We start from the raw sequence: 15030 nt of genomic DNA, 5'->3' as shown, positions 1-15030 counted from the left end.
CCCAAATCCCTGACAAAAACCAGGGTGATCCCCTCTGGTAACTCGGCTAAACTACCGCCTTCTTTGAATTTACGCCTTACGGCAGGCTCAACGTGCGTCTCGACAAGAAAATTTCTGCGCTGGATAACGTCATTTACCGTAATTACAGAATGACTCACGCCCTGCGGATCGCGGTGGCATTTATTCTGACATTCCTGATTGTCCGTCTGACGAAAATCCCCGAAGGTACCTGGCCGCTGATCACCCTGGTCGTGGTGATGGGACCGATGTCGTTTTGGGGAAACGTGCTTCAGCGGGTGCTGGAGCGCATTACCGGCACGGTATTGGGTTCCGTTTCCGGGCTGATTGCCTTATGGCTCGAGCTGTACTCTTTTCCGCTGATGCTGGTGTGGTGCGGAATTGTGATGTTTGTCAGCGGCTATCTGACCCTTGGCAAGCGTCCGTATATGGCGCTGCTGATCGGCATTACGCTGGCGGTGGTGTGTGGCGCAGGGCCGGGCGATATGAATACCGCGCTGTGGCGTTCCGGCGATGTAATTTTCGGTTCCCTGCTGGCGCTGCTTTTCGCCAGTATTTATCCGCAGCGCGCGTTTATTCACTGGCGCATGCAGATGGCCGATTACCTGATGTCGCTGAACAAACTCTACAGCGCGTGGTTATCGCCGAATATGCTCGAACGCCCGCATCTGCACGGTAAAATGAAAACGACGATGGGGCAGATGGTCAAGATGCGCGCTCTGTTCGCTCCCGCCAGTAAGGAATCGCATATTCCGCGTGAAGTGTTTGATGCGATCCAGACCCTGAGCCGTAATCTGTTGTGCACGCTGGAACTGCTGGCCGATGCCTACTGGAGTTCGCGCGAAAGCCATTTCCTGATGCTCAATGCCCGCACGCTGCGCAGTGCGCAACTGCTGATGCTCAATACGCTGGAAAAGCTCAGTCTGATGCTGATGAACGGCACGCGAGGCGACGAACTGACGATCAATCATCAGCTCAACGAATCTGCGGAAGAGCTGAAAGCGCTGATGGCGGAAATGAATGCAGCAAATCATCTGGAAGCGCAGGTGTATGGCTACGTGTGGCTGAGCTCACAGGTGGCGGAACAACTGCGGGCTATGGGCGACCTGATCACCATGACGATGCAAAAAGAAGACGCTCAAATAATCAGCGGTAAAACGCCGAAAGCATGAAGGGATTTTTGTCTGTGGCCTAAAACGGGTAAGATGGCGTTATTGGACGATTATCTGAGCGCGCAGCCCGATCTTTGCTACTCTTCTGCTAGCTGACAGTTAAGGCAGGACAAGCGGTTGCGACAAGTCAGTCACTGAATCTGTGTAACTTAATCGAAGGTGTTAAAATGGACAATATCAATAAGCCGAGTTTCCAGGACGTTCTGGAGTTTGTGCGCATTTTCCGTCGTAAAAACAAATTACAACGCGAAATTGCTGACAACGAAAAGAAAATCCGTGACAACCAGAAACGTGTTCTGCTGCTCGACAACCTGAGTGATTACATCAAACCAGGTATGAGCATCGACGAAATTCAGGCGATCATTGCCAGCATGCGCGGCGACTATGAAGATCGCGTTGATGATTACATCATCCGCAATGCGGACCTGTCGAAAGAACGTCGTGAAATGTCCAAAAAGCTGAAAGCAATGGGCGAAATCAAAGCCAACGAAACCAAGTAGTTTCGTCGCGACCGAATACAAAAACCGGGTTGATGCCCGGTTTTTTTACGCCTGTTGTTTACCTTATTCCAAAACGCGTACCGGTTTTCCGGCCAGAAACGCCTGAATGTCTTCGACGGCTTCGGTGAAATACACCTGATAATTGCCGTCTGAAACGTAGCCCAGATGCGGCGTCGCCAGTACGTTGGGTTGCGTTCTGAAAGGATGATCTGCCGGCAGCGGCTCGACATCAAACACATCCAGTCCGGCACCGGCAATCACACCCTTTTGCAACGCACTGAGCAGGGCGGGCTGATCGACAATCGCGGCGCGCGAGGTATTAATCAGCAAGGCGGAGGGCTTCATCTGCGCCAGTTCCTGCGCACCCAGCAAGCCGCGCGTGCGTTCGCCGAGCACCAGATGAATGGACACCACATCGCTGGTTTGCAGTAATTCTTCTTTCGATGCGCAAAGTGTCACACCCTGTTCCGCCGCGCGTTCTGCGGTCAGGTTCTGGCTCCACGCACACACATCCATACCGAACGCCTGCGCGATATGTGCCATCTTCTGACCAATTTTTCCCAGTCCCAGCAGACCAAGACGTTTGCCTCTCAGGCCAAAACCCAGCGTGCTTTGCCACGAGCCGTTGTGGCGAAACGCATTATTTTCAGTCATCAGATGCCGCGCCAGCCCGAGGATCAGTGCCCATGTCAGCTCAACCGGCGCAGACTGCCCGCTGCCGGTGCCACAGACCGTCACGCCATGCTTTTTCGCCGCCGCGAGATCTATTGAGGCATTGCGCATACCGGAGGTGATCAGCAGTTTCAGTTTGGGCAAACGGGTAAACAGCGCGGCGGTGAACGGTGTGCGTTCACGCATAATCACGACGATATCGGCGTCTTTCAGGGTTTCAGCGAGGGTATTTTCATCAGCAATATGTTCCGTCAGCGCCTGGCATTCCACCTGCGGTGCCAGTGAGCGCCAGTCAGCCAGCGAAAGGGAAACGTTCTGGTAATCATCAAGAATGCGGCATTGCAGTGGCATGGGGATCCCTTATCTGAAAATCATGATAAAGAGATATAGCACTGAAACTGCCGGGAGGTGAAGTGTCCCGGTAAGCCCCTTTCCTTTATGCGGCGCAAAAGCCCTGCATAAAGGAAAGGGTGTAAATGAATCTGATGGGGGAAAGCCCTTTAGCGGGGAAAGTGCGGGAGGAGACCGCCGCAGCGGGCGGTCTGACAACATTAATGCAGATGTGAAAGGCTCGGTGCGCTGATGCGCAGACCGTCTTCGCTGAATACCATGCAACGTTTAGCATCGAACCAGGTGGTCAGGCTCTGATAAGGGTTGAACGCCATGTCGCCCGGCAGCAGCATTTTGAAACCGTCGGTGCCATAACACTGACCAAACAGATAGGTGCTGTTGCCCAGCCGTTCAACCACTTCGCAGTTAAATTCCAGCACGTTTTCAGTTTCCTGCGACAGCAGATGTTCAGGTCGGATGCCGAGCGTCACTTTAGCGCCTGCTGCCAGTTCGCTGGTGTTCAGCGCCAGCGTCAGCGTCTTCTCCGGCGTCAGGCGCACTTCGAGCCGCTCCGGCTGCCAGCTCAGCACCTCTGCAGGCAGAAAATTCATCTTCGGCGAGCCGATAAATCCGGCCACAAACTGATTCACCGGGTTGTAGTACAGATCCATCGGCGCGCCTGTCTGCTCGACTTTGCCGTAATTCATCACCACGATTTTATCGGCCAGCGTCATGGCTTCGGTCTGATCGTGCGTCACGTACACCATGGTGGTTTTCAGTTCCTGATGCAGCTTGGAAATGTGTAAACGCATATCCACCCGCAGCTCGGCATCCAGGTTAGACAGCGGTTCATCAAACATAAACACTTGCGGATTTCGCACAATCGCACGACCAATCGCGGTGCGCTGGCGCTGACCGCCGGAAAGCTGTTTCGGTTTTCTGTCCAGCAAATGAGAAAGTTGCAAGGTTTTGGCAACCATCTCCACCTGATGACGAATTTCCTCTTTCGGTACGCCGTTGACTTTTAGCCCGTAACCCATGTTTTCCGCAATGGTCATGTGCGGATACAGCGCGTAAGACTGAAACACCATCGCCACGCCACGCCGTGAAGGGTCGACGTCATTCACCCGTTGCTCGCCAATGTAAACGTCTCCTTCCGTAATATCTTCCAGCCCGGCAATCATGCGCAGAAGGGTGGATTTCCCGCACCCCGACGGCCCGACGAAAACGGTGAACTCGCCGTCTTCAATATCAATATTGATGCCATGCAACGTCACTGTTTTATCGAAACGCTTGACCACATTTTTAAGTCTGATGCTGGACATGTTTGACCTCATGAATAATTCATACCGCTGATGTTTCGGACTATAACCACCTTGTGTAAGCGTTTGCACAGGCGGGTTTGAATTTTGGAGAGAAGATCACACAATGCGCATCTTTTTGTAGTGATTTATGGTGTGTAAGTTTAACGTATAACATAGTTTTTAAGGCGACATTCATCATTACTAAATCAGATTTTAAAGGGTTGTTTGTATAAAGTGTTGACTGACTGTCGTTACGTACCCTACAAAAATGTTATACCTTCACATTCAGGAGCGACAATGAAAATTACCCACCTTACTGCCCTGGTACTGATGTCATTAAGTCTCAGCAGCCAGGCCGTCCGGGCAGCAGAGGGACAGTTACTTGTCTGGGAAGATATTAAGAAATCTTCCGGTATTTCCGACGCGGTGAAAGATTTTGAAAAAGAGAACAACGTCAAAGTTGTGGTGCAGGAAACGCCTTATGCACAACAAACGGAGAAATTACGTCTGGATGGTCCGGCAGGTATCGGCCCCGACGTCGTCGTGATCCCCAATGATCAGCTGGGCACGGCAGTGGTACAGGGTTTACTGGCGCCACTGAATCTCGACAAAGCATTTCTTGCGAGCTTTACGCCGCCAGCCTTGAACGCCTTCCAGCTTAAAGGCCAGACCTATGGTGTGCCGAAAGCGGTGGAAACGCTGGTGCTGATTTACAACAAAGATTTGCTGCCACAGGCACCGGCGACCCTCGACGAGTATTACACCTTCTCCAAAGCCGAAAGGGCGAAAGGTAAATATGGTCTGTTAGCCAAGTTTGACGAAGTGTATTACGCCTACGGCGCGATGGCCTCGATGGGCGGCTATATATTCGGTAAGGATGCTAAAGGCGAAATCAACGTCGAAGATATCGGCCTGAATAAACCGGGCAGCATTGAAGCCATTACTTACCTGAAGAAATTCTATGCCGACGGATTATTCCCGGCAGGGATTGTCGGCGATAACGGCCTGAACGCCATCGACTCGCTGTTTACTGAAAAGAAAGCGGCTGCGGTGATCACCGGTCCCTGGGCCTTCCAGCCGTATGAAGCTGCTGGCATTAACTATGGCGTGAAAGCGCTGCCGCTGTTGCCAAACGGCAAACCGATGAGTTCTTTCCTTGGCGTAAAAGGTTATGCGGTTTCAACCTACAGCAAGCAAAAACCGCTGGCGGAAAAATTCATCACCTTCATCAACCAGCCGAAGTACGCCAAAGTGCGCTACGAAGTGACCAAGGAAATCCCGGCACTGACGGCGCTGGTTAATGATCCGATGATCAAAAATGATGAGAAAGCCAACGCGGTGGCCGAACAATCCACCCGCGCCACGGCGATGCCGGGTGTACCGGAAATGCAGGAAGTCTGGGGGCCTGCGAACAACGGCATCCAGTTGGGTGTGACTGGCAAACAGCCGGTTGATGCCGCGCTGAACGACGCGGTGAAAAATATCCAGATGCAAATCGAAGCGGCGAAAGCCAGCAACGAATAACCGGCAACGCCTGCTGAAACCCACGTATGTCTGACCGGAGGGAGTGATTTCACTCCCTCACCAGTGAAAGGAACATCTTTGTGTCTATGCGTCTTCATGAGGAAAACCAGGCGCCACTCTCTGCCAGCCACCATGCACCGGTGGCGCTGGCTGTGGCGCTGATCCCCGGTTTTGGGCAGTTTTATAACCGGCAATGGGCCAAGGGAATACTGTTTTTTATCATTCTTATTTGTTTCGCCGGCGTCTTCTATGATTTCCTGCGTCAGGGATTATGGGGTTTATATACACTGGGCGAAGAAGTGCCGCGTGATAATTCGATATTTCTGCTCGCCAAAGGCATTATCAGTCTGCTGATTGGCGCATTCGGCGTGGCCTTTTATTACTGGAGTCTGCGCGATGCGTGGGCAAATGGTAAACGCCGCGACCAGGGGATGGAATTACCCAGCGTGCGCAAGCAATATCATTTGCTGCTGCGTGAAGGTTTCCCTTATCTGATGATTACGCCGGGCTTTATTTTGCTGGTGTTTGTGGTGGTCTTCCCGATTATATTCGGCTTCTCCATTGCGTTTACCAATTATAATTTATACCACACGCCGCCGGCTAAATTAGTCGACTGGGTGGGGTTCAAAAACTTTATTAATATCTTCACGCTCAATATCTGGCGCTCGACCTTGCTGGATGTATTGCAATGGACGGTGGTCTGGACCGTGCTGGCGACCACGCTGCAATGTACGGTTGGCGTGATGCTGGCAATTCTGGTGAACCAGAAAGATTTACGCTTCAAGGCGCTGATCCGCACCGTGCTTATTTTGCCGTGGGCGGTGCCGGGTTTTGTCACCATTCTGGTGTTTGCGGGCATGTTCAATGATTCATTCGGTGTCATCAATAACGGCATTCTGGCTGCCTTAGGCATTGAGCCTAAAGCCTGGCTGACCGATCCGTTCTGGACCAAAACGGCGCTGATCCTGATGCAGACCTGGCTGGGCTTCCCGTTTGTGTTTGCCATGACTACCGGCGTATTGCAGGCCATTCCGAACGATTTATATGAAGCCGCGACAATGGATGGTGCCAGTACCTGGAAGAAACTCAAAACCATTACATTGCCGCTGGTCTTATATTCCATTGCGCCGATTATTATCACGCAATACACCTTCAACTTTAATAACTTCAATATTATCTATCTGTTTAATAACGGCGGCCCGGCAGTGGCCGGTTCGAATGCAGGCGGGACGGATATTCTGGTGTCGTGGATATATAAACTCACCATGTCATCTTCACAATATGCCATTGCCGCGACCATTACGATTTTGCTGTCGATATTTGTGGTCGGTATTGCTCTGTGGCAATTCCGCTCAACCAATTCATTTAAACAAGATGATATGGCGTAACCGGGGGAAGGGCATGAGTAAGAACAGCAGTATTAAAAGAAACCGGTTTATCCGCCTCGGGCTGAGTTATTTCCTGTTGCTGATTGTGGCGGTGATCATTATTTATCCGCTGATCTGGACCGTCGGCGCATCACTGAATGCCGGTAACAGCCTGCTCAGCACGTCGATTATTCCGGAGAACGTCTCGTTCCAGCATTACAAAGACCTGTTTAACGGCGAAGTGAATTATGTCGGCTGGTACTGGAACTCGATGAAAATCAGTTTCCTGACCATGATCCTGACCCTGATTTGTGTCAGTTTCACCGCCTATTCTTTCTCGCGTTTTCGCTTTAAAGGCCGCAAAGACGGGCTGATGCTGTTTCTGTTATTGCAGATGATCCCCCAGTTTTCCGCGCTGATCGCCATCTTTGTGCTGGCGCAGTTACTCGGGCTTATCAACAGTCATCTGGCACTGGTGCTGATTTACGTCGGCGGCATGATCCCGATGAACACCTATCTGATGAAAGGCTATCTCGACGCCATTCCGAAAGATCTGCATGAATCAGCGCGGATGGACGGCGCGGGCAATTTCCGCATTTTCATCGAAATCATCATGCCTTTGTCCAAGCCGATTCTGGCCGTGATCGCGCTGTTTTCCTTCACCGGACCGCTGGGTGATTTCATTCTTTCCAGCACCATTTTACGCACGCCAGATAAGTACACCCTACCGATTGGCCTGTACAACCTGGTCGCGCAAAAAATGGGTGCCAACTACACCATGTACGCCGCAGGCGCGGTACTGATCGCCGTGCCTGTCGCCATTTTCTATCTGGCTTTACAAAAATACTTCGTTTCCGGCCTGACGGCTGGCAGTACAAAAGGATAATCCGATGACTTTCTTTTCTAAGAAGATTTTCAACAAAAGCGCAATGGCCTGCGTGCTGCTGGCGGTGTCATTTTCCGGGGTGGCGCAGGAGGTGGTGATTAAAAAAGTCGCCAACGTCCCGGCGGATTTCATCAAAGGTGCGGATATCTCGACGCTGATTGACGTCGAAAAACACGGCGGCAAGTTCTTTGATCAAAACCACAAGCAGACCGACGCGATGGTGATCCTCAGACAAAACGGTTTCAACTACGTGCGTCTGCGCTTGTGGGTGGATCCGAAAGATGCGCAGGGGCATCCGTACGGTGGCGGCAATAACGTTCTGGCCACCACGCTGGAGCTGGCGAAACGCGCCAAAGCGCAGGGTTTTAAAATCCTGCTCGATTTCCATTACAGCGATTTCTGGACTGATCCGGGTAAACAGTTCAAGCCAAAAAGCTGGGAGAAAATGGATTATCCGCAACTGAAAACTGCCATTCATGATTACAGCCGCGAGGTGATCGCCAGATTCCGTGCACAAGGCACCGTGCCGGATATGGTGCAGGTTGGCAACGAAATGAACGGCGGCATTTTATGGCCTGAAGGCAAAAGCTGGGGCGCGGGCGGCGGGGAGTTTGACCGTCTGGCCGGGTTGCTGAATGCGGCGATTGCCGGTGTGCGTGCTGATGAAAAAAATCCTTCTGATATCAAAATCATGCTGCATCTGGCCGAAGGCACTAAGAACGACACCTTCCGCTGGTGGTTCGATGAAATTAATCAGCGCAAGGTGCCTTACGACGTGATTGGCCTGTCATTTTATACCTACTGGAACGGTCCGGTTTCCGCGTTGCAGACCAACATGGACGACATCAGCAAGCGCTACAACAAAGACGTGATCGTGGTGGAAGTGGCTTACGGCTATACCACCAAAAACTGTGATGCGGCTGAAAACAGCTTTACCGAAAAAGAAGCCAAAGACGGCGGCTATCCGGGCACGGTGCAGGGGCAGGCTGATTTCCTCAGCGACATGATCAAAAGCCTGGTCGCGGTGCCGGATCATCGCGGCAAGGGTCTGTTCTACTGGGAACCGACCTGGATCGCCGTTGACGGCGCAGGCTGGGCGACCCCGGCCGGGATGACCTACATCAACGACCACTGGAAAGAGGGCAATGCCCGCGAAAATCAGGCGTTGTTCAGCTGTGACGGTCAGGTTCTTCCTTCCATCAAAGTCTTCAATTAATCCCTTTTTCCCCGGCTTGATTGGCCGGGGAGTTGATATTTCTTAAAGTTCCTAAGGACCCAAGCATGACGAAATTTCCTCTTCTGAGCAGTAAGATTTCCGGGCTATTACATGGTGCGGATTACAACCCGGAACAGTGGCTGGAAAGCCCCGATGTGCTGATTCGCGATGTCGAAATGATGAAAGAGGCGCGCTGTAATGTCATGTCAGTCGGGATTTTTAGCTGGTCAGCGCTGGAACCTGAAGAAGGTCATTTTACCTTTGGCTGGCTGGATCAGGTGCTGGACAAATTGCATGAAAATGGCATCTCGGTATTTCTCGCCACACCAAGCGGCGCACGTCCGGCGTGGATGTCGCAAAAGTATCCTGAAGTTCTGCGTGTCGGGCGTGACCGCGTAAAAGCACTGCACGGCGGGCGTCACAATCACTGTATGAGTTCGCCGGTGTATGCCGAAAAAGTGCAACTGATGAACAGTGCGCTGGCGAAGCGTTACGCCCATCATCCGGCGGTGATTGGCTGGCATATTTCCAACGAATACGGCGGCGAGTGCCATTGCCATTACTGCCAGACCCGTTTCCGCGACTGGCTGAAAGCCCGTTACGTCACGCTCGATGCGCTGAATCAAGCCTGGTGGAGCACTTTCTGGAGCCACACCTATACCGACTGGGCGCAGATCGAATCGCCGTCGCCGCAGGGCGAAAGCGGCATTCACGGCCTGAATCTCGACTGGCGTCGTTTTAACACCGATCAGGTCACGCGTTTTTGCAGCGAGGAAATCCGCCCGCTCAAAGCGGAGAATCCGGCGTTACCGGCGACCACCAATTTCATGGAGTATTTCTACGATTACGATTACTGGAAACTCGCCAGCGTGCTGGATTTCATCTCGTGGGACAGCTATCCGATGTGGCATACCCGCAAAGATGATATCGGTCTGGCGGCGTACACTGCGATGTATCACGATTTAATGCGGACGCTGAAACAGGGACAGCCGTTTGTGCTGATGGAATCGACGCCGAGTTTCACCAACTGGCAGCCGGTCAGCAAACTGAAAAAGCCGGGCATGCATATTCTGTCTTCTTTGCAGGCGGTCGCTCATGGTTCGGATTCTGTGCAGTATTTCCAGTGGCGTAAAAGCCGCGGTTCGTCAGAAAAATTCCACGGCGCGGTCGTCGATCACGTCGGGCATATCGATACCCGTGTCGGCCGCGAAGTGTCGGAACTGGGCGGGATTCTATCGGCGCTGGCTCCGGTGGCGGGCAGCCGCGTAGAAGCCAGAGTGGCAATTATCTTCGACTGGGAAAGCCGCTGGGCGATGGACGATTCCCTCGGACCGCGCAATCAGGGACTGGAATATGAAAACACGGTTGCCGGACATTACCGTGCGCTGTGGTCGCAGGGCATTGCGGTCGATGTGATCAATGCCGATTGCGATTTAACCGGTTACGACCTGGTGATTGCGCCGATGCTGTATATGGTGAGGGCAGGCGTCGGCGAGCGGATCACCGCGTTCGTGCAGGCCGGCGGGCGGTTCGTCGCGACTTACTGGAGCGGTATCGTTAACGAAAGCGATTTGTGTTTCCTCAACGGATTCCCTGGACCGTTGCGTCCGGTACTGGGTATCTGGGCGGAAGAAATCGACAGCCTGACCGACGATCAGCACAACAGCGTCAGCGGCACTGAAGGCAATGCGCTGGGGTTAAACGGCCCGTATCGCGCCAGCGAATTGTGTGAAGTGATCCACCTGGAAGGTGCAGCCGCACTGGCGACGTACGGTGACGATTTCTACGCCGGCACGCCCGCCGTGACCGTGAATCTGTTTGGCAAAGGGCAGGCGTATTATCTGGCTTCCCGAAACGATCAGCAATTCCACGCCGATTTTTATACCGCGCTGGCGAAAGAAATGAAGCTGCCACGGGCGATAGCCACCGATCTGCCTGAAGGTGTCACTGCCGCACGACGCACCGACGGTGAAAGTGAATTTATCTTCCTGCAAAACTATGCCGCCGACAGCCAGACGGTGACATTGCCGGATGATTACCGCGATATGGTTCACGGCGGTATATTACCGCGCACACTGACGCTTCCGGCATTCGGTTGTCAGATCCTGTCGCGGCGTTTATCTGTTATTTCTTAACCCATTATTTTTAACAGCGACGTGCAATCAGGATTTCCCGGTTGCACGTTTTTTTTCATTCCTGAAAGAGAGTGTTCATCATGGTAAATATTAAAGACTTTATGCATGTATTCTCTGCGAAGAATAAAACGCCTGACAATGAAGTGCCGCCATCGACTGACGTAGCGTTATTAATTGATGCACTCGGCGGGCGCGATAATATTGTGAATGTCGATGCCTGTATTACCCGCCTGCGCGTGACGGTAAAAGAACTTAAGCGCGTGAACTCCGGTGCTATCCAGCAGACCGGTGCGATTGGCGTGGTGATCATCGGTCAGGAAGTACATGCGATATTCGGTAAGCAATCCGACAGCCTGAAGAAATTAATGACTGAGAAGTTTGGACTGAAAAGTAATTAAACGCTGTTGCTGAAATAATCCCAAAAATAAAGGCAGCCCGACACAAGGCTGCCTTAATTGTTTCTGCTTTTTATAAATAATAATGATGCTGCTGTGCGGAGAAAAAACGTAACGATCCCCTACAAGAGAAATTAAGTTTTTATCTGTCGCTGTATAACAATGAGGATATTTCTTTTTGTACAATATGACTTCACATTTCCAAAATTATTGGAGTTGTAGCCAGGCGGCAAGTGAACGAATCCCGATGAGCTGACTGAAGTCAGTGATTCGGGTGAGTAAACGTAGCCAACGCAGCAACAGCTTCAAGAATGAAGGAAATTTACCACCAGGCTTCCACCTGAACCCCAAAGTTCCACGTATCCGCTTTGGTATGGTCGTCAAACGTATCGCCATGCTCAGAATCATTCAGATAAGACGCGAACACACGCAATTCAGGGCGTGACATAAACTCCGGACCGGCTGCCAGACCCATCGCTAATGTATATTTCTGACCGCCTTGCTTGTAGTTCGAGCCGTTCTTGTAATCATCTTTCTGATAGAAGGTACCGACTTCACCGATGGTACGCACGTATTCTGTCCACTGGTATTGCGCGCGGCCTACCAGAGAAACCAGCTCAGTCGTGTCGGTGTAATCCGTGATGTTTTCTGCATGGCCGTAGGTCAGCACATGGTTGAGGCTGAACTTACTGGTGATCGGAATCAGACCGGTGATGATGCCACGATAGCCGGTGGCGTCATTGGTGTAGTTCCACATATCGTACCAGCCACCGCCCTGCGAAATCATGTTCTGCGCCAGGCCCTTATCCGCGTACTGCAACACCAGTTTGTTATAGCCGCCCCACATATCCTGACTGATTTCACCGGTCAGCATCACGCCGTTATCCGCATCGTACAGGCCGCCGTACTCTTTCTGGTCATGCGACAGGTTTGGCATGGCGTAGTCGGCACCGATTTCCATCCAGGCACCGCTCCACGGTTTGATCCCGGCATAACGCACGTCGATGTAGTTAATGTTCACATCGTTATTGCCATCCACGCGGTAATCCACGTCATTGGCATCGCCACGGATCCACGCCAGAGAAAGCGCACCTTCACCCATTTTCAGGTTCTCAATACCGGCACCGGCACCGGAAATGTTCCAGTATTTGGTATCGATGATGTGTAAGTCGTGGCGCTGGTAATAACGTTTACCGCCCCAGATCACTGCATCTTTATCCCACGGCACCAGTCCTTTGATTTGCAGATTCAGCTGACGCAGGCCGAACTGTGCATCATCATTCAGGGTGTTTTCATCATCATTGGAGCCGTCAGACACCATACTGACCATCGAGTCGACGTAAAAACTCACGTCGTCTTTCTTGTAAACTTCGCTGCCCAGTTCGACTTCGCCGTAGGTGTCATCTTCGTTACCCAGACGCCCGACTTTGTTTTTCTGGAACTGTTCCAGACCGCCACCGCCAGAAACCCCCAGCCCCGAACGCAGATATCCATGGAAATCAATATCATTTGCCACAGCAGGGCCCGCTGTGATGGCGAGGGAAACCGCCACAGCCAGAGTGCGTAAGTTGTGTTTCATTTTTTTTCCTTATGATTGTATGACGTTCACATTTACGAAATCTATAAGATACCCAGAAACAATAATGATCAATTTTACATATTGTGAAATGTGAGATATGTCTACAACTTATGAATTAATGATAAATCAGGAGTGATGTAAATCACGATTATATGCAATGTTAACGTATAACTTATGCAGCAACGAACGCCCGGATTGAACTTTTAAATGAGATCCCGTACGTTGGCTCGATTATCATAAGATTGAGCAAAATCACGGGCTGCTGTGTGGGGAAAGAATGAAATCAAAAAGTTCGACATTAGAAGATGTTGCCCGCTATGCCGGTGTTTCGTACCAGACGGTTTCGCGGGTGTTAAACAAATCGGCCAATGTTTCAGATGCCACGCGTCTGAAGGTCGAACAGGCCATTGAAGTTCTGCGCTATGTGCCGAACCGGCTGGCGCAGCAACTGGTTGGAAAGCAGAGTTTTACCATCGGACTGGTCACCACATCACTGGCGTTACACGCGCCGTCGCAAATTGCGGCGTCAGTGAAAAAATATGCCCATCAGGCCGGGTATCAGGTGTTGATTTCAATGATTGATGAGGACGTCAATCAGAGCATTCAGGACTCCATTAACGAGCTGAAATCACAACGCGTTGACCGCATGATCATTAACATCCCGCTGGAAAGTGCCGAGGCTGAGCGGATTTATGAAAACAACCGCGACATTCTGTGTCTGTTTCTCGATGTCGACCCGACCAGTCCGGTGTTTAACGTCTGCTTTAATCCGGCTGACGGGTCGCGTGCCAGCGTGGAATATCTGCATGATTTAGGGCATCGGGAATTTGCCTTGCTGGCGGGGCCGGAAGATTCTGTGTCTTCCCGTTTGCGTCTGAAAAGCTGGCAGGAAACGCTGGCAGAGAAGGGCATTCAGCCGGTGACTGTCATCCACGGCGACTGGAGTGCGAAAAGCGGTTATTACAGCGCGTTGCAGATTTTGCGTGAAACTCCGCAATTCACCGCCATGCTGGTGGGCAATGACCAGATGGCGCTGGGCGTCATCAGTGCGCTGCATCAGCACAATGTGGCCATTCCGCAGCAGGCGTCGATCATTGGCTACGATGACACGTACGACAGCGCATTCTTCCATCCGTCACTGACCACCGTGTCACTGGATCTCGATTTGCAGAGCAAAGAGGCGGTTGAACATTTACTGGCCGAAAGTGCGGAGGTGATGTCATCCAAAATTCTGCCTGCGAAACTGGTGGTGCGTAATTCGACCCGTGCGCCCGGGCAGCAGGATAAAGATCTCAATCAGATAGCCGATCAGCTCGATCTTCTGGCGCGGCAGTTGCGGGGCCAGTAAGAAAACGCTTTAATTCCCGGCTTATTGAAAAGCAGAATGAAATTTCCATTGAAACATCAGATGAACAGGCAAAAGGACGTGATGAAATGACGCTATGGCAGTGTTATGTGCAGGGCTGGAAAAAGTATGTGGATTTCCGTGGTCGGGCGAGCCGCAAGGCGTTCTGGACCTTTGCGCTGGGCAATTTGCTGATTATTATTTTGCTGACGATGGGCGTGTCATTCCTGTTCGCGCTGGCGGGTAATCCTTACAGTATTTTCTATGCAGGTGTCGCTTACACCCTGTTTGCGCTGGCGACGGCATTACCGTTGCTGGCGGTCGGTGTCCGGCGTATGCACGACATCAACCGTTCCGGCTGGTGGTTTGGTGGCGTTTATCTGGCTGGTATTGTCTCGCGCCTGCTGAATACGATCCTGATGCAATACGCTTCACCGGAAACCTATGTCTGGATGAAAATCACGCTGGGCATCGTGCTGGGCTGGATCCCGCTGCTGGTGATGGTTTTCCTGTGCTGCCAGAAATCACAGCCTGCGCCGACCACACAAACCCGCATTGTTGAGTAACGTCACGCTGAAAGCATTATT

At 51.8% G+C, this 15030-nt stretch carries 13 protein-coding genes; 10 read left to right on the top strand and 3 right to left on the bottom strand.

What is annotated here, in order from left to right:
* Positions 1-92 precede the first annotated feature (92 nt).
* Positions 93-1190, top strand: a complete 1098-nt coding sequence (locus HGO41_RS02260) for an FUSC family protein (RefSeq protein WP_013574906.1) — start codon at positions 93-95, stop codon at positions 1188-1190.
* Between the two features lie 167 nt (positions 1191-1357).
* Positions 1358-1690 carry a DUF496 family protein gene (locus HGO41_RS02255; protein WP_013574907.1) on the top strand — a complete coding sequence of 111 codons (333 nt, stop codon included), beginning with the start codon at positions 1358-1360 and terminating at the stop codon, positions 1688-1690.
* Between the two features lie 63 nt (positions 1691-1753).
* On the opposite strand, the gene HGO41_RS02250 is transcribed toward HGO41_RS02255, so the two are convergent.
* Complete coding sequence (locus tag HGO41_RS02250) at positions 1754-2713, bottom strand: D-2-hydroxyacid dehydrogenase family protein (RefSeq protein WP_250980733.1); 960 nt, start codon at positions 2711-2713, stop codon at positions 1754-1756.
* 200 nt (positions 2714-2913) lie between these two features.
* A complete protein-coding gene (locus tag HGO41_RS02245; protein ID WP_250980732.1) occupies positions 2914-4017 on the bottom strand; it encodes an ABC transporter ATP-binding protein in 1104 nt (367 codons plus the stop codon).
* A 276-nt stretch (positions 4018-4293) separates the two neighbouring features.
* On the opposite strand from HGO41_RS02245, the gene HGO41_RS02240 reads away from it, so the two are divergent.
* The 6 genes from HGO41_RS02240 (at position 4294) to HGO41_RS02215 (ending at position 11522) form a co-directional block, all read left to right on the top strand.
* A complete protein-coding gene (locus tag HGO41_RS02240) occupies positions 4294-5520 on the top strand; it encodes an extracellular solute-binding protein (RefSeq protein ID WP_013574910.1) in 1227 nt (408 codons plus the stop codon).
* Positions 5521-5606: 86 nt separating this feature from the next.
* Complete coding sequence (locus HGO41_RS02235) at positions 5607-6908, top strand: carbohydrate ABC transporter permease (protein WP_015689635.1); 1302 nt, start codon at positions 5607-5609, stop codon at positions 6906-6908.
* Between the two features lie 13 nt (positions 6909-6921).
* Entirely contained in the window at positions 6922-7773 is an 852-nt protein-coding gene (locus HGO41_RS02230; RefSeq protein WP_250980731.1) for a sugar ABC transporter permease, read from the top strand.
* A 4-nt stretch (positions 7774-7777) separates the two neighbouring features.
* On the top strand, positions 7778-8989 hold the full coding sequence (locus tag HGO41_RS02225) for a glycoside hydrolase family 53 protein (RefSeq protein WP_250980730.1): 1212 nt from the start codon (positions 7778-7780) through the stop codon (positions 8987-8989).
* Positions 8990-9054: 65 nt separating this feature from the next.
* A complete protein-coding gene (locus HGO41_RS02220; RefSeq protein ID WP_217218081.1) occupies positions 9055-11124 on the top strand; it encodes a beta-galactosidase in 2070 nt (689 codons plus the stop codon).
* A gap of 80 nt (positions 11125-11204) precedes the next feature.
* Complete coding sequence (locus tag HGO41_RS02215) at positions 11205-11522, top strand: PTS sugar transporter subunit IIB (RefSeq protein WP_013574915.1); 318 nt, start codon at positions 11205-11207, stop codon at positions 11520-11522.
* A gap of 319 nt (positions 11523-11841) precedes the next feature.
* Here the strand turns inward: HGO41_RS02215 and HGO41_RS02210 are convergent, their stop codons facing one another.
* Positions 11842-13098 carry a maltoporin gene (locus HGO41_RS02210; protein ID WP_013574916.1) on the bottom strand — a complete coding sequence of 419 codons (1257 nt, stop codon included), beginning with the start codon at positions 13096-13098 and terminating at the stop codon, positions 11842-11844.
* A gap of 277 nt (positions 13099-13375) precedes the next feature.
* On the opposite strand from HGO41_RS02210, the gene HGO41_RS02205 reads away from it, so the two are divergent.
* Both HGO41_RS02205 and HGO41_RS02200 read left to right on the top strand, forming a co-directional pair.
* Positions 13376-14446, top strand: a complete 1071-nt coding sequence (locus HGO41_RS02205; protein ID WP_037035960.1) for a LacI family DNA-binding transcriptional regulator — start codon at positions 13376-13378, stop codon at positions 14444-14446.
* 86 nt (positions 14447-14532) lie between these two features.
* Complete coding sequence (locus HGO41_RS02200; protein WP_013574918.1) at positions 14533-15009, top strand: DUF805 domain-containing protein; 477 nt, start codon at positions 14533-14535, stop codon at positions 15007-15009.
* The last annotated feature ends 21 nt before the right edge of the window (positions 15010-15030 follow it).

The organism is Rahnella sp. CG8 (genome assembly GCF_023701875.1).
Lineage (GTDB): Bacteria > Pseudomonadota > Gammaproteobacteria > Enterobacterales > Enterobacteriaceae > Rahnella > Rahnella aceris.
The sequence above is the reverse complement of the archived record's forward strand: the minus strand, read 5'-3'. Positions and strand labels throughout refer to the sequence as shown.